This window comes from Flagellimonas taeanensis, from assembly GCF_003584105.1.
In the GTDB taxonomy this organism is placed as follows: Bacteria; Bacteroidota; Bacteroidia; order Flavobacteriales; family Flavobacteriaceae; genus Flagellimonas; species Flagellimonas taeanensis.
The window spans coordinates 57292-78767 of sequence record NZ_QXFO01000015.1; the positions used below are offsets into that span (position 1 = coordinate 57292).

At 43.2% G+C, this 21476-nt stretch carries 13 protein-coding genes; 4 read left to right on the plus strand and 9 right to left on the minus strand.

Annotated elements, in window-relative coordinates; genetic code table 11:
* Positions 1-4 precede the first annotated feature (4 nt).
* Complete coding sequence (gene mobB / locus D2V93_RS06905; protein ID WP_119618918.1) at positions 5-1027, plus strand: MobB family relaxase; 1023 nt, start codon at positions 5-7, stop codon at positions 1025-1027.
* Between the two features lie 210 nt (positions 1028-1237).
* Here the strand turns inward: mobB and D2V93_RS06910 are convergent, their stop codons facing one another.
* The 3 genes from D2V93_RS06910 to D2V93_RS18550 form a co-directional block, all read right to left on the minus strand.
* A complete protein-coding gene (locus D2V93_RS06910; RefSeq protein ID WP_119618919.1) occupies positions 1238-2233 on the minus strand; it encodes an IS110 family RNA-guided transposase in 996 nt (331 codons plus the stop codon).
* 441 nt (positions 2234-2674) lie between these two features.
* Positions 2675-3424: a DUF2971 domain-containing protein gene (locus tag D2V93_RS06915; RefSeq protein WP_119618920.1), complete on the minus strand. Its 750-nt coding sequence runs from the start codon at positions 3422-3424 to the stop codon at positions 2675-2677.
* Between the two features lie 121 nt (positions 3425-3545).
* Entirely contained in the window at positions 3546-4331 is a 786-nt protein-coding gene (locus D2V93_RS18550) for a hypothetical protein (protein ID WP_147377375.1), read from the minus strand.
* 1335 nt (positions 4332-5666) lie between these two features.
* Here D2V93_RS18550 and D2V93_RS06925 point away from each other — a divergent pair.
* The 3 genes from D2V93_RS06925 (at position 5667) to D2V93_RS06935 (ending at position 14648) form a co-directional block, all read left to right on the plus strand.
* Entirely contained in the window at positions 5667-8552 is a 2886-nt protein-coding gene (locus tag D2V93_RS06925) for an RHS repeat domain-containing protein (protein WP_119618922.1), read from the plus strand.
* Positions 8553-9153: 601 nt separating this feature from the next.
* Positions 9154-14181, plus strand: a complete 5028-nt coding sequence (locus D2V93_RS06930; protein WP_182849957.1) for a DUF6443 domain-containing protein — start codon at positions 9154-9156, stop codon at positions 14179-14181.
* The gene (locus tag D2V93_RS06935; RefSeq protein WP_119618924.1) at positions 14178-14648 is read left to right on the plus strand and encodes a WapI family immunity protein; all 471 of its coding nucleotides are present in this window, start codon (positions 14178-14180) and stop codon (positions 14646-14648) included. The genes D2V93_RS06930 and D2V93_RS06935 overlap by 4 nt, the downstream gene beginning before the upstream one ends.
* A 431-nt stretch (positions 14649-15079) precedes the next feature.
* Here the strand turns inward: D2V93_RS06935 and D2V93_RS06945 are convergent, their stop codons facing one another.
* The 6 genes from D2V93_RS06945 to D2V93_RS06970 are packed head-to-tail and all read right to left on the minus strand — an operon-like array spanning position 15080 to position 21263.
* Entirely contained in the window at positions 15080-15592 is a 513-nt protein-coding gene (locus D2V93_RS06945; protein ID WP_119618926.1) for a hypothetical protein, read from the minus strand.
* Positions 15576-16784 (minus strand): hypothetical protein, encoded by a 1209-nt coding sequence (locus D2V93_RS06950; RefSeq protein ID WP_147377376.1) that lies wholly within the window; start codon positions 16782-16784, stop codon positions 15576-15578. Before D2V93_RS06950 ends, D2V93_RS06945 begins: the two co-directional genes overlap by 17 nt.
* Positions 16781-18952 (minus strand): type II secretion system protein GspD, encoded by a 2172-nt coding sequence (locus tag D2V93_RS06955; protein ID WP_119618928.1) that lies wholly within the window; start codon positions 18950-18952, stop codon positions 16781-16783. The genes D2V93_RS06950 and D2V93_RS06955 overlap by 4 nt, the downstream gene beginning before the upstream one ends.
* A 3-nt stretch (positions 18953-18955) precedes the next feature.
* Positions 18956-20368 (minus strand): GspE/PulE family protein, encoded by a 1413-nt coding sequence (locus D2V93_RS06960; RefSeq protein ID WP_119618929.1) that lies wholly within the window; start codon positions 20366-20368, stop codon positions 18956-18958.
* Positions 20368-20850, minus strand: coding sequence for a hypothetical protein (locus D2V93_RS06965; RefSeq protein WP_119618930.1), 483 nt, complete (start codon positions 20848-20850; stop codon positions 20368-20370). The genes D2V93_RS06960 and D2V93_RS06965 overlap by 1 nt, the downstream gene beginning before the upstream one ends.
* Positions 20850-21263: a general secretion pathway protein GspG gene (locus D2V93_RS06970; RefSeq protein ID WP_119618931.1), complete on the minus strand. Its 414-nt coding sequence runs from the start codon at positions 21261-21263 to the stop codon at positions 20850-20852. The genes D2V93_RS06965 and D2V93_RS06970 overlap by 1 nt, the downstream gene beginning before the upstream one ends.
* Positions 21264-21476 lie beyond the last annotated feature (213 nt).

The window sequence follows — 21476 nt, forward strand, 5'->3', positions numbered from 1 at the left end:
AGCCATGTACCTTACCATCTCGGCACAGAAAATGGGCAGTACCTATAACTCCAGTGTAGGGAACTATGTGGACTATCTGGAAAAGGAAAACGAGGATAGGTCGCCCGAACATAGGGAGGAATTCTTTAACCAAGAGAACGACAGTGTAAGCCCTCAAACGGTCATCGATGAAATAGATGCCAATACGGCCAAATTGAGGCAGAAAGATCCGAAATTCTATTCCATAGTGGTAAGTCCCAACCAAAGGGAGTTAAAGGCCATTGGAAATGACCCAAACCTGCTAAGGCAATACACAAGGAAACTTATGGAGGACTATGCCAAGAGTTTCCATAGGAACCAAGAGGTCAAGGCCGAGAACCTGAAATATTATGCCAAGATCGAACATGAACGCACCTATCGGGGATTTGATAGACAGGTTCAGGAAAATGCCCCATATAGAGGAGAAATTGCAAGACTTCGGAACGAGATACGGAAAGTGGAGCGTGGCGAATCCATCGGGAATGTCAAAGAGCTTGAAAAAAGGATCAAAGAGCAGGAAAGATTGGCCCCACATAAACAGAATGGACAGTTAGTGGCAGCCGGAATGCAAAAAGAGGGGCCACAGACCCATATCCATATCATCGTCAGTAGAAGGGACATAACGAACACCTATACGCTTTCACCCAGGGCAAAACACAAAGCCTCCGAAGTGGAACTGAACGGAAAGACGGTAAAAAGGGGTTTTGATAGGGACAGTTTTTACCAAGCAGCCGAAAAGACTTTTGATAAAACAACAGGGTTCAAAAGGAACTATGTGGAATCCTATGTTGGGAGAAAGGCCCATGCCAAGGAACCGGGGAAGTTCTTTGCAAAGGTGATGGGACTGCCCACCAAGGAAAAGGACATGGCTTTTAAACTGCTTAAGACAATGGGCGTCAAAGCTCCAAGTATTCCGACCAATAAAGTACAAATGGCGGCCAAGATCATCAAAGCTCTTGGGAGGGGTATCAATAAAGCTAGGGGTATTGGTGAGGATATGGGTTACTGAGATCCAAAAAGTAGGTTGCGCCCTATCGTGTTTTTGCTTGACGCTTATCTATCGGAACACTACAAAAACCCGACAGGATCCATGCGCAAAAGTCGGGGTAAGTATTCTATGGACTTTCCAAATTAAATCGGATAATTTTTAGGCATTATTTTTTCCTATCAATACACCCCGTCCATTTGCGGGGGGCGATATTGAAGGAAAAAATAATGTTTAGGAGGCGTGTTTGTACACGTTGACGTAGGGTGTCCCCCGATGGACGACGGCGAATGCCCGTGAGACGAGCTTGTTGCGGACGATGTTCACAGTGCTCATCTTGTTCTTTCCGGACGCGACCCTCTGGTCATAATATCCCTTCAGTTCCGCATCGTGCCTAATCGATGATAGTGCACACATGTTCAACAGGCCCTTGATGTTCTTATTGGCCATCTGGCTTACCCGTGACTTGCCCCTGATGCTGCTACCAGATTGGTGCGGGTAAGGTGCTATCCCGCAATAGGCCGCGAACTGTCTTGCACTCTTGAACTTGGTGAACCCCTCGGTGTACACCAACAGGAGCATGGCCGCCTGTTTCCCGATGCACTTGATGCTCAGCAATAGGGAGAAGATGCAATCAAGTTCCCTGTCCGATTTGATATTGGCCTCCATTTCGAGTTCCAGGGCATCGATATGTACGGTGAGCTCCCTTATCATCTTTTCCTGGACCTTGAACAACAGTTTGAAGTCCTTTCTTCCAAGTACCTTTTTCTGTTCCTTGATACTGGCCTTGTAACCCGCCCGTTGTCTTATGAGCCTTTCCCTTAGGGAGAGCAGTTTTTTCAATGTCCTGATGGTACTTGAGGGGGACTTGGATAATGTGATCTCGTCCCTGAGCCTGTAACCGTACAGTGCAATCCTTGCGGCATCTACCTTGTCATCCTTTCCACGGACTATCCCGAGCGATCTCTTGATATCAAGACCGGACACTATGGAATAGGGAATCCCCTCCTTGGAAAAGTGCTCCGAGAGCCTCTCCGAGTACAGTCCCGTGTGCTCAAAGATGAACAGTATATAATCTTTGGAGTGCGGGCTGTTGGCGTAAGCCCATTTGACAAGTTTGGCGAACCCTTTTTCCGAGTTCTCAAAGACGGTACTTTGTCTGTTGGAGTGGATGTGGGCATCCAATGTCAATTTGCTGACATCGATGCCGATGGTCTCTTTGATTTCCATAACTTTATGATGTTTTAAATGGTTACGTTGACTAAAACCTTTAACAGGAGGTTCCTAAAATTCTATATGGTCCTTGTAACCGGGTTAAGAGAGAATGGGGACTAATACTTACCATGGGCCATAAACCCTGATTTGGGCCGAGTTCACCCCATTCTCTTTTTTATTACCATCAAAGTTATCCATAAAATGAAGGTCAAAGATTTGGTCTAATGACCAACTTTTAGGAATCAACAATGACGGTTCTTAAATGGAAATCTAATCTAAAGGATTTGGGACGCTTGGAGTGTAAAACCATGTTTTAATAAACAACATTTGTAGCATCGGAATGTAATTTATAAGTCCACTTTTAAATAGATTGTTGACCTACTCACAACTTTATTAGGTACAGGTCATGACAAGAAAAGGAATCCAGACTTAATGTATACTGGATAAGTTCAAATTTCAAATTGGGATCAGTGATAATTTGTTGAACTCTTTGGGCTCCATCATTTTGAATACATGAGTTAATGGATAGTTGGTTTTTACTATGTCCTTTATTCTTTTTATGAATTCTGGCTTGCATTTATATCCTAGAATTACCTTTTCTAAAGCCTGTTTATGAAAATAATGCCGGCCAGTATGTACTTTTAGCAATCGCATTTCCTTTTCATAACCCCAATCCAAAGTTTTTTGAAAAAATAACTTCGTCAAGGTATCCCAATCGGGATGTGGATGGAAGGTAACCTTACTTGGTTCTGGAATATATTGAATGGGACGGAGGTCGCTGAACAATCTCCAATCCTTTTCAATATTGAATTGCAAACATAATCCAGAATGGTTGTCTGCATAATTTGCCCATAGTGGATAATTTTTCAAATACATGGAAAAGCAGACCACTCCGTAATGAAGAATATAGAATTCCAGTTTTTCAATCATGAAATCCCGAAGGGTGTTTGGAGTGTAATTGTTAAGAAAATCCAGCTTGGTGACTTCATTTGGAAATGAGCTCGCCATGAAATCATAGAATTGCTTCAGTTCATTTTCATCCTCTGTTACACTCACCATATTAGGATTGGAGTCGAAGGGGTCATTGAGTTCATTTCTATTTGCAAAATAGACGTAACCCTCCTCCAATTCAGAAATGGTCCGCTCAGAACCACTCCTGAACCTATATACATAAGGATAACCTCCAAAGTCTTGTAGAAAATCCATTCTATTGGTCAGTTAGTTAACTAGATAATGTAAAGAATATTAGCGTATGCATATACCTTCTTGATCTTTGCTCCTTAAATTTTAAAGGTTTAAAAAAAACGAATTTGGGACTAAATCAAAATCATGTCATTTCGTTTATATCCTCTTCCGAATCAATGATCTCATTGCCATGGGAGTTGATGAAGTTTATCCCGTTAAGGTCAATCTTGGTAAGATCGGCCTCAAGAATACCATCTTTGGCCAATTGTACGATTGTTTTCAAATTTTCCAGTTGGGCCGCGGTATTTTTCAATTCCAAACTGCGGTTTTCCAACCTTTTTCTTTCAAGGTCAAGAAGACGATCCTTCTTTTTGTTGTTTGCATCTTCATTATCATCCAATTGTCGTTGAATAAGTTTTTGTTCCCTTTCCAACTTATCGATTTCAGCCGTCTTCCTTAATGTATCAGTGGCTGATATTTTACCACCCGTTAAGGCACCAAACAACAATTCACGGAGTAAAATAAAAAAATTCTTTACTTCACTCTTGGCAATAAAATCTTTCATTTTGAGCCTGATACGGGTCAATAAGCTACCTTTTTCCAAATGCTCAAATTCAAGTGAAACATTCTCGATGCTTGAGATACTGGATATTATTTTAAAGAGTGAGGAAGAAATCTTTTGGGCATCATGTTGTTTGCTGTCAATGCTAAGATCCAGAATGTATTCATAACACTCACTCTGATAAATCAATTCATCTGTATTTTGGAACATATATCCGTGTACCATAAAATCCATCATGTACAAATTGATAATCTCACTTTCCTTATCGTATTTGACCAAAGTCTTATCAATTAGGTTAAAATCGTATTCAATGCTGATTTCCAGTTCCTTAAAATCAACATCATAATAAAATGGATTCCTTCCCATTAAGTCAATTGGGATGCCATGGTCAAAGTGCCTTTTAAGATAGGTAGAATTGTACCTGACCTTAGGACCAAATAATGAAGGGAAATTTTTGGTAAAGTTTCTTGAGAAAAAGAGAGGGTTTTTAGGACAATTTTCTTTATTGAACACCAATCGGAGGAAATTGATGTACCTGAAATATGCATTTAGCATGGGACGCTCCAATAAACCACCCCTTTTGAGAACATAAAGAAATACATGAAGGCTCATTTCCAAATAGCTGTGAGCTATTTTGGCGATTTCGATATTTGAATTTTCTATAAAGCTTCTGGATTCTTCCTCGAGATGTTGGGTGGCCTCATGGAATTTAAGCAGTGTAAGAGCATTTGTGTTTTGGAATTTTTGGCTTTCGGCAAAATCATATAATTCCTTAAAAATGTCAAGATTGCCCAAATCTTGTTTTAGGATAAAGGTCTCCATTCAGTATAAAATGACTTTAGATTTGGCCCCAATAAAATCAACTGGTCTGATTTATTTAAGCCAAAGTTCTACATATATAAGTATTAGGAACCATACTAAGAAACAAGCCAAAATTGCATGTAAAGATTTTCAGGAGGGGCTCTCGTAAGAGAATTCCCAAGATATGAATATTCTTAGAAATTCAAATATAAAAGTTGTAGGACAATGAGTGGGCTATGTTACCTCTGTTTTACGGTGCCTCATCAAATGTTTAAGTGTTTTTACCGAATTGTGGAGAAGATTGATAATGAGAAACATCCTGCAATTCGTCGAAAAATTATATAAATGTCAATGTCACACGACTAAATACTATATACTTGTAAGGCAAATACTTTGAATTAAGTAAACAAAAGATTACATGACTTAACCTACAATTAAATGAAAAACCCATGTCCCAAGAACAAAGGAAATCCCATTTGCACCCATTTCTCAGTTACCCTGATTGGTTTTCAAAAAAACTCTTTTTGATATAAGGGGTATCAAACCAAAGAAAAAGCTTTTATATAAACACTGCCCATTCATAGAAGCAAACATTGATAGGCTCAATGGATTGTGCGGTTGGTACAGATCGTATTGGTTTTTATTGGATGAATGTTTTCCGAATGACTTTAAAGGTTGAAAGACTAAACCAATGAACCATATCGCTGCAATTTGATGTTTCTGAGTAAATTCTGGTAAACAATTTTTACAAAATCTATAAAACCCATCGATAAAATAGAAATTGGACCAAAGAGTTTGAAAGGAAAAGATTTTCCATGAAAATGAATGATATCGTTCTCCATGCCATGGAATAGGAATGAAAGATTTATACCGTATTAAAATTAAACCATAACCAAATCGATGAAAAAGTTCATATTCTGTCTTTTAAGTGCATCACCTGTTTTCTGTCAAGAATTGCCCGATGTTATTCCTCCATCCCCGAGAGCGACCGAGATGGTAAAATATATAGATTATCCTGCCAATCTTTCCTCAGGATTGCCAACGGTAAATGTTCCCATTTATACTATAAGCGCCAGAAGTTTGGAAGTGCCCATCTCACTGAGTTATCATGCTTCTGGTCTTCGGCCCAATGAAGCCGAGAGTGGTGTTGTTGGGCTTGGATGGCAATTAAACGCATTTGGTTCGGTAAACCGCTCAATCAACAAAAGGGAGGATTATGGTTTGTCCGTGCCATTAACGGACACTATCATAAGTACCAATACAAATTTATTGGTGGAGGATGAAGCTGTATTCCTTTTGGACAATTTGGCAAATCGAGAAGCAGATGCTTCCCCGGATATATTTTCATATGTCTTCCCAAATGGGGATGGGGGCAAATTTGTTTATGATGAAAACTCCAATCCTGTTCAGCTTCCCTACAAAGCGAAGAGAATTTTAGATGACCCAAGTTTGAAAGATTACTATGACATCCTCGATGAGAATGGTAACCTGTATAGGTTTGGGAAATCATTGAGTACTGGGCAAACTGTACATGAGGAATTTAGACAGGTGAGTGGATATGATGTCAGTGATGGTGTAACCTCATGGTTGTTGACCGAAATGATATCAGCAAACAAAAAGGACACCGTTTACTTCGAATATGAAAATGTACTGAACTCAGGTACTTTGCCGCCTTCCAATCCCAATAGGCACACTTTAATAAAGTATAGCCCATCGTTCAGTAGATCCATGAGAGAACAGGTAGGCTCTGGTGCAGGCTCAGGTACGAATTTCAGTACTCCACCAAGTGAATCTCGAACCTCCATAATTACCACATATACCGAAAAAAGAATAACAAAGATCAAATTCAAAAATGGTGAAGTGCACTTTGTGTACAGTGGGGACATCTACCCCGATCATCTTTTGGATAGGATTGAAGTATATGACAATCACACGACCGATCCAATAAAAACCATCAGGTTGAAACAGACAAAGTACCATAGTAATCCGAACAAGCTCAATTGGTACAAATTGGACGAACTCGAATTCTATGATGCGAATGATGCCAAGGTCAATGAATATGGTTTTCATTATAATACAGGCATTTCCTTTCCCGACGAAGATGTATTTTTGAGCGAGCCGACCAGGTACACGTTGGCCATTGATTTTTGGGGATATTACAATGGTGCAAACAACAATCAAGACTTGCTGACGGATGAATTCGAATGGGAACCTAAATTTGTGAACTTGTTCGGGTCGGCAAATCGCTCACCAAGTCCATCATATACTCAGGCCGGTATCCTTACCAAAATTATCTTTCCAACGGGAGGAGAGCGAAGTTTTGTATATGAGGGCAATAATTTTTCAGCAGGCATCAATGGTTATGTGGGAGGGGTCCGTATCAAGTCCATTACAAATACAACTGATGGCATAACAACAAAAAGGACTTTTTCATATCAAGGCAGTGCAAGACAGGTAATCCGAGAATATTTTATAAACCATTCCATGACATTTCATGCAGCTAATGGGAGCACGGACTATTTAACAAACGATTTTTCGGTTTCATCAAATCCAAAGGCAAGTCTCTTCATCAATGGTCGGCCCATGCTGTATACCAAAGTGACTGAATATGATGGGGATGAAAATACAAACAATGGATGGATCGAACACAAATTTGATACGTCCTTTCTTGGGGTTTCACCAATCTCCACTTACACAAATGCTACTTTGCCGGACTCTCCTTGGAACTTTAGCTCATTTTATATTCCTTTTCCTAAATATTATGACAATGTTGTCTTCGGTGATACCTACGAAAAAGAAACTTTGGTCCTCAACAATCAAGGGGATACGACCCAAGTTGTTAAAAGATATTATTCCAATGATGTGGTTCAAACTATCAAAGGTTTCGATGCCTCCAATTTGATAAACTATTTCCCAGGCCACAGTTACCGAAAAGCAGGAGCATTTCAATTCCATAACTATGATATCAGGCAATTGGAACAGAAATTGGACAGTACGGAGACGGTCAATTATCAGGGCAATGATGAGGTTTTTGAAAAAGTGGAATATGTGTACAACGATAAGCTGTTCCCCACCCATAAGAAAGTAATGAACAGCAGCGGTGCCATATCCAATTTTCAGTATGGATATCCTATGGATTTCAGCACGCAATCTCCTTATAATACAATGGTTACAAGAAATATCATAGCGCCCGTCATTGAAGAGGTTTTGGATGTGGACTCACAAGTTCTGTCAACAAGTAAAAAACTTACATCCTACAAGGATTGGGGCAATTTTATCATTGCTCCCGATACTGTAAAAACCGCAAAGGGTCCCGCAACCTTGGAAAATCGAGTGATTTATCGGGATTATGATTCAATGGGAAATCCAGAGGAGGTTTCCTTGGTTGACGGACCCCATGTATTTTTTATTTGGGGATATGGTGGCCAGTATCCTTTGGCCAAGTTGGAAAACTTTGAATCCGCGCAGATCACAGGAACCATCCAGGGGCTTATTAATACGGCTATCTCGGCTTCTGAACAGGATAGTGACCGTACGCGAAATTATATCGGAAATGAAGGGGCGTTGAGACAAGCCATGGACAATTTGAGAAATGCTCTGCCCAATGGTTCCATGATGACCAGCTACACATATGATCCAACTGTGGGGATTACAAGTGTGACCAATCCACGTGGACACACTACATATTTTGATTATGATGATTTTGGCAGGTTAGAGGAAGAAAGGGACAAGGATGGAAACCTGTTAAGGGATTATGACTATCATTTTAAAGGGCAGACTAACTAAATAGAAGGACATGTACTCGAATAAAACAAAAATTAATAGGCTTCCTGTAATATTTATGATATTTGTTGCTTTATTCTTCTCAAAAGAAAGAATACAAGCTCAATGTGCAATCAATGGAATGATGCCATTCTCAGCAACTTTTAGTAACACTGGAGGAAGTGTGTTCTTAAGCATAGATTATCAATCTTCGGGATGTACTTCAACTACGATAACATTTACGGATAAGCCAAGTTGGGTGACCGTTGCGCAACAAATTAATTTCAGTACGATAGAGTTGCGGGCCGGATCGACCACGACTTCCCGTAGTGGACTGATCTATTACCAGTATTATGTGAATGGGAACCTTACGACATCATCTTTTCCAGTATCCCAATTAGCTCCACCAAGTACCCCGCCGGCACCTACCGTTCAAAGCATGACATGTGGTAGTACGATTATTGCAAGGGCGTCCCCCCCAACAGGAACCACTTATTACTGGCAAAGTAGCGCAACGGGAACAAGTACCACTAATTCAAGCGCAACAATAACGCATACCAGTGGTAGTGGGACACAATATTTAAGGGCTAGGAGAAGCGGGATATGGAGCTTGTCATCCAGTTCAGTGACGTATTCAGTCAATACCGCACCCTCGACCCCATCAACCCCAGCCATCACCAATAACTGTGGCAACACTGTTTTGACCAGGGGCAACCCTCCGACTGGTATTACATGGTATTGGCAGAGCAGCTCCTCTGGAACGAGTACCTCCAATTCCAGTAGTTCGGTTACCCTGACCAGTGGGAGCACATATTATCTGAGGGCAAGGAACAATTCCTCTGGTTGCTGGAGTTCTATAAGGACAATAAGCTATTCTGTAAACGCAGTGCCCCCGACCCCATCAAGCCCAACGATTACCAACAATTGTGGCAACACTGTTTTGACCCGGGGCAACCCTCCCAGCGGCATCACATGGTACTGGCAGAGCAGTTCATCTGGGACGAGCACCTCAAATTCAAGTAGTTCGGTCACTCGTACCAGTGGGACGGTATATTATTTAAGAGGAAGGAACAATGCCTCTGGCTGCTGGGGTCCCGCTAGGACCATAAATTATACGGTTAATAGTGTGCCTTTGGCACCAGATGCCCCCTCAATCACCAATAATTGTCAGAATACTGTTTTAACTAGGGGCACCCCACCCAGTGGCATTACATGGTACTGGCAGGGCAGCGCGTCAGGGACCAGTACTTCCAATTCCAATAGTTCGGTTACCCTGACCAGTGGGAGCACATATTACTTGAGAGCGAGGAACAATTCCACTCAGTGCTGGGGCCCCGCAAGGACCATTAACTACACAATTTCACCGCCGTTTACGTGGTATGCCGATACGGATGGTGATGGTCTTGGAGATTCCCAGTCCTCCACATCATCATGTACACAACCTAGTGGCTATGTGGACAATTCTGATGATTATGATGATGAAACCCCCATGGTTACGAACATTGCACCCCAAACCTTCTATTGGGACTCCGATGGTGATGGTTTTGGGGAATCGTCCCCAACACTTTATGCAAGTTTCATGCCCTTGGGGTATGCGAACAATGCTCTTGACCAATGTCCTGATGCCCCGGGAACAGTGAATGGATGCGACTATGCCCCACCCATTCTAAGTGACGAGAACTACGTATATACCCGAAGCTACCAAGTGCCCATGTCAAGTCCAGGGAGCATCAAAGAGAATGGTGATGTCCTTGAAAATGTGGTCTATTATGATGGACTAGGAAGACCCAAACAACAGATAGGAATAAGGTCCTCGGGTATATACACTGGCCTCGATGCGAACACTCCAGCCGGATGGGCTATGGACTGGACAGAAGGAGCAGGTAGCACCTCCTTTTTCAACCAAAATGGTGCGACCGAGGAAAATCGGCGTTTCTATGCCCCGAACCCGTTCGGGCAAACCGATTTGATCTGGGAGTGCGGTAACCAGCCGGACAACGGTCCTGATGGTGGCTGGAATACGGATTACTTTAATGTGGACAATACCAAAACATATCGCTATATGGTTTGGGTAAGACGCAATCATTCACAGGATGGGACCACGTACCATGGGACACAGAATGTGGAAAATTTGGGAGGAGGGAGCAACAGCAACCCATATTTTTGGAGTGGAGACCTTCCCCAACTGGGACAGTGGTATCTTTTGGTGGGCATTGTTCACCCCTATGGCCATAGTGGAGGGGATACTGGAAAAAGTGGAGTGTATGATATGGAGGGCAACAAGGTTTTGGATGGAACCGAATTCAAGTGGGGTTCCGGTACAACAACCTCTAGGTTTAGGAGTTATTTGTATTATAGTACAGACGTTAACGTCCGCCAATATTTCTATCAACCAATTTTGGAAATAGTGGATGGGAATGAAATCCCATTGCAGGATGTGTTCCGCAACGGTAAAGCTTTGGATGTTGTGAGCCATATAGGCTATGACTCTTATGGAAGGCAGGACAAGGAATGGCTTCCCTTCCCTGAGATCAGTGGGGAGATGGGAAGCTATCGCGGCGATATCACTACAAAGATACAACAATACCATCTGGATCAACATCCTGAGGATTTTCCAAGTACTTCCTTGGGTAATGTAAATGCGTATTCGCAAAAGAATTTCGAAAATTCTCCCCTCAACCGTGTTCAGGAACAGGGAGCACCTGGCAAGGACTGGAAAATAGGCAATGGTCATGGGAGACATTTTGATTATCAGTCAAATGTATCCAACGAGGTCCGCAGGCTCTCTGTGAGCCTAAGTCATTCCAATGGCCTTTATTCCCCCACTTTGGTAAATAGCGGATATTACCTTGCAGGAGAACTCTACAAGAATATCATTAAGGATGAAAACCATATCTCTGGCACGGACCACACCACGGAAGAGTTTGTGGACAAATTGGGTCGGGTGGTATTGAAACGTACCCATAACAATGGTGACCATGACACCTATTATGTATATGACGATTATGGGAACCTTACCTATGTGATTCCCCCAAAGGTGACGGCGGATAATGTTAGCACCACGGAACTCAACGAGCTGTGCTACCAGTACAAATATGACCATCGCAACCGTTTGGTGGAGAAGAAGTTGCCGGGCAAGGGCTGGGAACACATGGTGTACAACAAATTGGACCAACCAATAATGACACAGGATTCCAAACAGGATGCTGCCAATGAATGGCTGTTCACACAGTACGATGCCTTTGGTCGTGTGGCCTATACGGGTATTGATACGGGCAATGGAAGTACAAGGGGTTCCGTTCAGTCATTGGCAAATGGAGCTGCTAATCAATATGTGGAAAGGACATCAACAGGCAATAACTATGCGGGTACAACGGTCTATTACACCAAAAATGCATATCCGGATAGTTTTGATCAGGTGTTCACGATCAATTATTATGATAGTTATATTGATATGGACGGGTTAAGTGTGCCAGGAATGGTACTGGGACAAGCCACAGCGAGTAATGTTACCGGCTTGGCCACAGTCTCCAAGGTACGGGTGTTGGGTACCAATAATTGGGTAACCACCGTTACGGGGTATGACCTAAAAGACAGGCCTATTTATACGGCAAGTAAGAACAACTACCTTGGTACCACAGACATTGTCGAGGTGGAGCTTGACTTTGGGGGCAGGGTATTAAGGACCAAGTCCACGCACACCAAAGGGACAAACCCTTCCATAGTAACCACTGATGTTTTTGAATACGACCACATCGGAAGGCTCAAAAGCCAAAAGCAGACATTGGCAGGCAACACTGAGACATTGGTGGAGAACAGCTATGGCTTTTTGGGACAATTGGCGCAAAAGAAAGTTGGAGGTGGGCTGCAGACGGTGGACTATGCCTACAACGTGAGGGGCTGGCTTAAGCAGATCAACAATCCTGCCAACCTAGGGAACGACCTGTTCGCCTTTGGTATAAGCTATAATGACCCTTCCCACGGAGGGACTCCGCTCTATAACGGAAATATCAACGAGACCGAGTGGCGCACGGCCAATACGGACAACAGCTTGAAGTGGTATCGCTATGGCTATGATGCCCTGAACCGAATAACATCGGCCACCGATATATCGGGCAAATACAATATATCGGGAATCCTTTATGATAAGAATGGGAACATCTTGACCTTGAAAAGGGAAGGATGGACAATTGCAAACCCACTGTTGGCCACCAATACAGGATTTGGCACCATGGATGACTTGGTATATTCTTATGATGATGGCAACAAACTTATGAAGGTTGCCGATGGCGCTGCCATTGATCAATTTGGCTTTAAGGACGATGCAGTGGATACGATGGCAGACAATATGGACGACTATGCCTATGACCAAAACGGGAACCTGACCAGGGACGACAACAAGGATATTACCTCCATAAGCTATAACCATCTGAATCTTCCCACAAACATTGCGATGGGTTCGGGAACTATTTCGTATGTTTATGATGCCACGGGAAATAAGTTGCAGAAAACTGTATCGGTGGGAAGTACTGTGACAGCCTATGCGGGCAATTATGTGTACCAAGATGGGACATTGCAGTTTTTCTCCACTCCCGAAGGGTATGCGACCCCGGACGGTATGGGAGGATATGATTACGTATACCAATACAAGGACCACTTGGGCAACATACGCTTGAGCTATGTGGAAGACACCAACGGGGAACTTGAAATCGTGGAGGAGAACAACTACTACCCATTCGGGCTTAAGCACAAAGGGTACAATGAGGTGACTTCTTCTTTGGGTAACAGTGTGGCACAGAAATGGAAGTATCAAAATCAAGAGCTAAATGAATCGTTCGATTACAACATGTATGAGTTCGAGTTGAGACACTATGATGCTGCTCTTGGAAGGTTTGTTACAACTGATCCGTATGAACAGTTTCACTCTCCTTATTTAGCAATGGGTAATAATCCTGTAGTAGCCTTTGATCCTGATGGAGGAAATTGTTTTGATGTCAACGGTAATCCTATCGCATGTCCCGATGATTCTCTTTATGACGACTATAGGGATAATAAAAACAACCATATTACTATATTAGATGAAGCCGGAGGCACAGCTGAGGCAAGTCAAGGGGATGAAAGTTCTGATGGTATAAGCCTTGTAGCTGTTAATTCACTCATTGGAGCTCAGGTTTTACCAAAAAAACAGACGGCACTCGGAAGGGTATGGGCGACCTTGGAACCAAGAACTGTAGAACTTAATGGATTTACCTATAGGGTTAATGCAGATGGAGAAATAACGATGATACAACCAATGGGGGGTGCTGGTGCGCTTGCGCTATTGGGAGGATTTGGATCAGGAGTGAAGCTACTAAAATTTAAAGGATTAGTTCAGAACCTGAGTCTAAGATCATTAACTCACCATCAATTGGTAAATGCATTTAAAGGAACAGGCCTTAAACTATCGGGTCATGCTATTAAACGACTTAAGAGTTTGAGAACTTTCGAATTGGGTATAAAGAATTTAAACGATTTTAAACAAATAATAAATAAAGGAACTAAATTCAATGCTGGAAATGGAGCAGTTGGTTTTTCACATAAAGGTGTTGAAGTAATAATCAACCCTAAAACCAAGGTTATTGTTACCATTAGGCCTGCTAAAAATATCAGATGATGTTTATTATAAGAGATAAAAACAAACAGTTTAGATTGACAATAATTGATTATGAGTATTTGACATCTGAAATTGTTGAAGATTTGAATTGGTTATGTATTTCAATATTTGCTTCAGATTTAAAAGCTGAATGGAGTGCTAGTGGCCCTTATGTTAGAACTTTTGATTTACTTGAAATGCAATCTTGGTTTTTAAATATGAAAGAGGGAAAGCAAATACCAAAAAGATTAGACTTTATGGAGCACGAACTGTCATTCGAGTATTATGAAGGAAAACATGAGTTCTCTGTGAATTTGGATTATGATTTACATCCAAAAGGGAAGCATTATAGAATGGATACGGATAGCGAATACAAAATTATTTTTAGTCTAAGTGAAATAAATATAGATTCGTTATTGGTTTCTTTAGAATCATTAGTGAATAAATTTCCAATACGATCTTTTCAAAGTAATAGTCCAACAACATAAATTGGTATTGTAGTAAAACAATTGTTTTTACTGACAGTAATAATTCAACAGCAACTCTTTTTGGGTTGCTGTTTTGTTTTTACCACTTTTCAACTCTTTCAATGATATGGAAGCGTTTGCGTCTTGAACTTCAGGGTGATTTTTCTTCGTGTCATATTCAGTAAATTTAATGAATAAGCTTACTGCCCTAATTTTTGGAGTATCTACACTATCCATGGAAATAATAAGAAACCGGCTTTGATAACTGTGTTGAACAGGTTGTTGAATCAGGATGTGCCAATGAAAAATCAAGTAAGCCGGAGGATAACAATTAAGCTACGAAGTGTGTTTAAAAAACTCTTTTTTCATATTACAATTGAGAAATAGAGTTATAAACAAAATCCAATTTTAAGTTACCCTATTTTTGGGTAGGGTTACACTCTGCAAAGGCATCAATAAGCCTGTTCCAAATGGATAGTGGCCCTTAGGGATGTCTTTTTGGTACGATGATCCTTTTCCTTTGTGAAGGCCATATGGGAAATGGCCCCAAAATTACCTTGGTTTTCAAGGGCATGGGCCACATGCAGTATCCCTTTAAAATTTCCTTCTAGGGTAAAGATGTAGCTTTTATAGGCAGTGTTGCCATCTTGTGTCAGATGTGGGGCACCAAAGTCCATGATCTTGACCCCATGGTCCCCCGTATGGCTGTTCAGGAATTTCAAGAGGTCGTTCTGGACCGAGGAACTGCCCAAGTTCAGCTGTTGGAACTGTTCGTCCAGATAGGTTTCCTTTTTGGTTAGGCTCGCCAGTTCCCTGGGAATGTCCGTGGCTTGCTCCGCCTGTTCAAGTCCGGCCACATATGCCTCCCTGAGCACCAACGTTTTTTTGATGGCCAACTGGTAGCTCAGTACCAACAGGACAATAAATCCGCCCAGAAGCAATTTGTTCCTACTGTCCAGTCCCATGAAGTTCAATTTTTAGGGAAAACGTGTCGGAAGAAGAGGAGGCATATTCATAGCCAAGGATGTCCACATGTGCGATCCACTCCATTTTCTCCAAAGTGTCCGTCCATTGGGTAAATGCTTCCTTGTCCGAAGTTTCACCGGATAGGACCAAACTATGTTTGGTCACTTCTATAGGTTTCCCTTCCTGTACCGGTTTTGAAAGGGGCTGGTACACCAATTCGTCCAGTAATATGCTGTTGGGCAGACTTTGCGCTACCCTGTCCAGATAATAGGAGGTTTTGGAATGGGAAGAGCCCAACATGGTGTTGAGTTTGGTTTCCTTTTTGTTGACCCTGTCCCTGACCTCCTTGAGCATCTCGGTCTGTATTTCAATACTAGAGGACGAATCCATGTCCTGCGTTTTGCTCCGATAATGGGAAAACAGTACAAAGTTTAAAAGTAGGATGACCAAGATGGTCCCCAGACCCACCTGTAGTCCCAAGTGGAAGAAGCGTCTGTTTTTGAAACCGCTGGCTAGGGTCAAATTTGTACTGGCGAGATTGGATATGCCCCTATCTTGTGCAATATGGCCAAGAATGGCGGAAAAGGGCAGCAGATTGGGTACGGATAGCGTCAGCCCATGGATATCCATTTTACCTTGTCCCAAGGCATCTGTGTTTTCCAGGTGCAGTGAGCCAGTGCTATGTTTCCCAATCATAAAGTTGGAACCTTGTATGGGAAAGTCCAGATAGGGTAAACTATTTTTTAGAGGGGAAACACCCAAGCACACTTTTGCAGAAAGGATACCATGGCCTTTCAGGTTTTCCAGCATGCCATTCACCTCCGATGTCTTGCAGATGGATACCAACCTTATACTGGGAGATTCCATGATCTCAAAATGGAAGCTGTCCATATCCAAGTTGGGAAAAGCCTGTCCCATCCATTGTTCAGGTGTTCCTTGTGCCTCTTTGGCAATCTGTTTTTTGAGGACTTTTGAGGTATTGATGACCAAAACCAAAGGATTTTTTTTGTCAACCTCTGGCAAAAGGGTGTCCAATGATGTCGATGTGGATTCGTGCAAAAGGGTCAATTCTCCTTTGCTCCGTTTCAGTTTCAGGAAAGACCAGTGCACAGCATCCCCGATCGTAAAGACTTCCAGTCCCTGATAGGTATTGCCATCGATGATATGTTGTAGCCTTTCTTTCAACTTCAATAGATGACGGTGGGTTTGATGAGAATGGTCAACTTTTGTTTGGTATCCTCACGTTTACGTTTGCTGAAAAGCCACTTAATGACAGGGATCCTAGCCAATAAAGGCACTCCGCTCCCCGAATCATTTTTGATCTTTTCCTCAAGTCCGCCCAAAATGGCGAGATCTTGGTTCTGCATGCGGATGATGGAACTGAACTCCCGTGAGGTGAGCCCGGGTGGTGCATCCTCCTCGATACGCTCCCCACTGAAATCGGATTGGATGACATTGATGTTCAGGGTCACCTGCCCATCGCCGGATACCAAGGGCTTGATGCTCACACCCAATTCGGCATCTATGGGCGCATAGTTACGTATCTCTGAAGTCGTGGGAATCTGGGACCCAAAAAAGTTCTGGTTGGTGACCACATAATAAGTGGTTTCGCCAATCGATAGGTGTGCCCGGTGTCCGTTCAGGGTCGATAGCTTTGGGGTGGACCGTATCTTGATGTTGCCATTTTCCTCCAAGGCCTTTATTGTGGCAAAGAACTCGGGGACTACCTTGCCCATATTGAAGGAACCAAAACCATCAAAACCGCCAATGACCTTGTTCACGGTCTTGGCTCCCAAAGTGAGTTCCGCATCGGGAAACAGTTTACCTTGGGTCTCCACGGGCTCTTCCCCAATGCCCCAACTGATCCCGGTTTCGACAATAGAGGATTTTTTTACCTCAATGATCATGACCTCGATAAGCACAACGGGAACTGGTTTATCAATTTCAGCAATAAAACTTTTGAAACGTTCTATATTGGCCGAAGGCCCACTGACAAAAAAACTGTTGAGTTCAAAATCCACTTTGATGTCCAGATCGGCCTTGATCTCATCGGGCAAGATGCCCACCAAAGCCTCTGCTGTGTCCTTATAATCACCAAAACCATCATTTCTTGTGTTGATGGACCTTTGCCCATTGAAGTTTTGAAGTCCGTCCTGAAAGTTCGAACCCTGTCCATTGCCATAATAGTTGATGCTTCCCGTGTTGGTCCTTCCCGCAGAACGATATCCTTTGGAGTAGGAGGTAGGGTCGCCCAAGAGTTCCACGGAGCGGTGCATCATTTGCACAATTTCCACTTTACGTAGACTGAGTTGGTCGGCAGTACCAAAAAAATAAATGTTGTTTTCCTTCTTAAATGTAAAGTGGGCTTGGGAAGGGACGTTCAAGCTCGGTGAATCGGGAAGGTTCCGTGCACGTGTGGGGCCATTTTGTGGTAAGTTGTTCTGCAGTGGTAGCGTTCCCGTTTGTTGGCTTTCAAAGATGTGGGAAAGCAGGTCGTCAAAATAGATGTTCTTGGCATTGAAGGTGACCTTTCCGGCCTGTTCCAAAGGAGTGGCCGTATATACATCCAACTTGAGGTCGCGGGCCAAAGAACCAACGATATCGGCAATGGGGGAATCATTGAAATCGACGTTCAGGATCTTGTTGATGGTATCCAAGACCTCATAGTTTGTTCCCCTCCCATAACGCTTTGCATTGAAACCGCCCGTGTTCCCTTCTTGGGCACTGAACAGATAAAAACCGTCCCTGGACTTGGAATGGGCAAGTCCGTTCAGTCCGGCCAATTTTTCCATGGCGGTATCAAAGGGAACATTGTTAAGGTAAATATTGATAGGTCTACTTTTGAGGTCATTGGCATACAGCAGGTTTTTGCTGGACACTTCCATAATCCTTCGGAAGACACGATCCAAGGAAATATCATTCACATCCATACTGATGGTCTGCAGTGATGGATTCAGTTGGACCTGAAAAGAATTCTCTACAACTTCAGGCTGTGGTGGCACATACCGTTTGATGGATAGGATGCTTCCCGTAAAATCGATGGTAAGGTCATATTCCTTGCACAGAAAGATAAGGAGCTCGGAAATGGTCACGTTGGAGAAATTATTGACGATGCTGATGTTGGCAATATCGTTGGACACACTCAAATTCAGGTTGTGCACTTTGGAGACCGCAATCAGAAAATTGGGCAGGGTCACATTGGCAACATTGACCTCCAATTTCAAGGTCTCAGTATAGGATGGATTGTCCACGGCCAAAAGCTCCAGTTGGTTTTGGATGCGCTGTATCCTGTCCCCCTGGTATTGGGAGATGGCCAGATGGACGACCAACAACAATAGTATGGTAATGGTTTTTCTCATAGATCAGTGGCTTAACAGGGCATATACTTCCTCGATAGAGGTCACCCCTTGCAGGACCAGGTCCAGGGCATTCCGTTGTAAAGTGGGTATACCATTTTCCTCTAGATAGCTATCTATTTGTAGTTCGTTGTTTTTGATGGATGGTGCCAGTTCCTTCGAAATGGGCAGGATTTCATAGATGGCCTTCCGGCCGCTGTATCCTGTATGGTGACAATCATTGCACCCCACGGCCACATGGTGGTACTCCAAGTTTTTTGGGATGGCAAAACCGGATGGAAAGGCGTTGGGGTCGATCGGTTCCTTCCGTTTGCAGGAGTTGCAAAGTTTCCGGACCAAACGTTGGGCCACACTCATGTTCAGGGTACTGGCAATCAGGAATGCGGGAACACCCATGTCCACCAATCGGGAAACTGTGGCCCATGCAGAGTTGGTGTGGATGGTGGAAAGGACCAAGTGACCGGTCAAGGCTGCCCTTATGGCCATATTGGCCGTCTTTACATCGCGGATCTCACCCACCATGATGATGTCCGGGTCCTGTCGCAAAAAGGTGCGCAGGGCACTGGCGAAATCAAGGCCGATGTTTTCTTTCAATTGGACTTGGTTCACCCCTTCCAGGGTATATTCTATGGGGTCTTCGATGGTGAGGATGTTCGTCGCCCCATCGTTCAATTGTTTTAAGGTAGCATATAGGGTAGTGGTCTTCCCGGAACCTGTGGGTCCTGATATCAATACGATACCATTCGGCTTTCGGATACCTTCCCTGTACCTGTTCAGTTCCAGATCCGTCAACCCCAGTTCCCCAAGTTCGATGGAACCCGTGTCCCTGCTCAGGATCCGGAGTACCAGTTTCTCCCCATGCAATGTGGGGAGGGAGGATACCCTGATGTCGAATTCCCTTCCATTGGAGTTTACGGTGATGCGACCGTCCTGGGGCAATCTTTTTTCAGAAATGTCCAGATGCGCCCGTATCTTGATCTTGTTGACCATGGTCGGATAATCCTGAAGAGGGATGTTGTAGTATTCCAAAAGTTTGCCATCCAATCGCAAGCGGACCCGGCATTGGTTCTCATAGGGTTCAAAATGGATGTCACTGCTCCCTATGGCCTTGGCCTCGAGCAGTATGCGCTCCAGAAAATCATTTGTGTAGCCAAACTTTGAAATTTCTTGTCCTTTGCCCTGTCTGTAGTTGGTGGTCAGATACTGTTGCAAATCCTCACTCGAACAATGCTCCAGCACCACCTTGGAATTTAGTACAATGTCCAGTTCTGCCAGCAGTTCTTTCAGGGCGTTGTTATCTGTCTTCAGGACAAGTCCTGCATCATTTTTGGCGACGGGTACGATTCGGTAATGGAAGGCCTGGTCGGCAGAGATGCACTGTTGCAAATGGGGCGGTATCTTAAAGGTCTTCTGTAGCATTAGATTACATATAGGGAGGGAGTGTTCGGAAACAAGGTCAACAAGGTCACGGCCATCAGAAAGATGCCCATCAAACCGGCCAAGGGAACGGTCTTCATTTTAATGAACCTGTTCAGAAGGAAAAAGGCAACAAATGAAAAGCAGATGGAGCCTACAAGCAGGTAAATGAATGTAATCGTTGGAAAACCAAGAGCAAGGGCATAGAAAAAAAGTACATCACCCAACCCAAAGCTGACGTTCAAAAAAACCTTCTTGAAAATATATTTGGTAACGGCCCAAAGGATCAGGAGTATACCGCTGACCACAACAACGTTTCCAAGAACAGAAACAAAAAACAGGGTCATTTCTACATGAAATAGATGGAGCAAAGCCATCAGCAGACCCAAAATCGGAAAAAGCACCCAAGTGACCTCCCGGTCCTTAAAATCCTGAAAGGCCATGATGCCACATCCGGCAAACGTCAATGTCTGTAGGGCCAACATCAATCCTTGATCAGTTGTTTGGGGTTGCCGTTCTCATCGATTTCCCAGACATTGAACACCCCGTCACCATCAAAATCCGTGATGGCCTCGGCCCTAGCCTTAAAGGATGCGTTGGTGGCCGATAGTATCTCGTATCGGTAGTTGGCGGTACCATTTTCCTTGTCCGTCTCGGGTGGGGCGAAATCCAGTTCGTTCATATCCATGGTGTACTTGCTGTACATATATCGATACGTGGTCTGTGAATTGTAGAGGGCCTTGAGTTGGGTCTGGGCCTCGATGCTCTTTGCCTTGGAAATAAGCGGCATGAGATTGGGCAGGGCCAACAGCAACAAGATGCCAATAATGGCGAGAACTATCAGGGTTTCCTGAAGGTTCAAGGCTTTTACTCTTTTGGAAAATAGAGGTTTTGCCATAAGTAGGTCATTAAGATTGGGTCATTGAAATAACAAAAAAAAATCCAGTTTAGTATATAGGTAGGGTAAATTAAGAGAAAAGGGTGTCGTTAATGCAGTTTATCGAAAACGCAACAAAATGTTAAACACATTAAATTTATTAACATATAATTGTGAAGTGATTGGATAATTCCCAAATATTCGATTACAAAGTAAACCTTAACCTACTAAACT

Excerpts from the sequence above, each read along its gene's own strand:
- mobB (WP_119618918.1), top strand. The coding sequence starts at position 5 with ATGTACCTTACCATCTCGGCACAGAAAATGGGCAGTACCTATAACTCC.
- D2V93_RS06910 (WP_119618919.1), bottom strand. The coding sequence starts at position 2,233 with ATGGAAATCAAAGAGACCATCGGCATCGATGTCAGCAAATTGACATTG.
- D2V93_RS06915 (WP_119618920.1), bottom strand. The coding sequence starts at position 3,424 with ATGGATTTTCTACAAGACTTTGGAGGTTATCCTTATGTATATAGGTTC.
- D2V93_RS18550 (WP_147377375.1), bottom strand. The coding sequence starts at position 4,331 with ATGGGAAGGAATCCATTTTATTATGATGTTGATTTTAAGGAACTGGAA.
- D2V93_RS06925 (WP_119618922.1), top strand. The coding sequence starts at position 5,667 with ATGAAAAAGTTCATATTCTGTCTTTTAAGTGCATCACCTGTTTTCTGT.
- D2V93_RS06935 (WP_119618924.1), top strand. The coding sequence starts at position 14,178 with ATGATGTTTATTATAAGAGATAAAAACAAACAGTTTAGATTGACAATA.
- D2V93_RS06945 (WP_119618926.1), bottom strand. The coding sequence starts at position 15,592 with ATGGGACTGGACAGTAGGAACAAATTGCTTCTGGGCGGATTTATTGTC.
- D2V93_RS06955 (WP_119618928.1), bottom strand. The coding sequence starts at position 18,952 with ATGAGAAAAACCATTACCATACTATTGTTGTTGGTCGTCCATCTGGCC.
- D2V93_RS06960 (WP_119618929.1), bottom strand. The coding sequence starts at position 20,368 with ATGCTACAGAAGACCTTTAAGATACCGCCCCATTTGCAACAGTGCATC.
- D2V93_RS06965 (WP_119618930.1), bottom strand. The coding sequence starts at position 20,850 with ATGTTGGCCCTACAGACATTGACGTTTGCCGGATGTGGCATCATGGCC.
- D2V93_RS06970 (WP_119618931.1), bottom strand. The coding sequence starts at position 21,263 with ATGGCAAAACCTCTATTTTCCAAAAGAGTAAAAGCCTTGAACCTTCAG.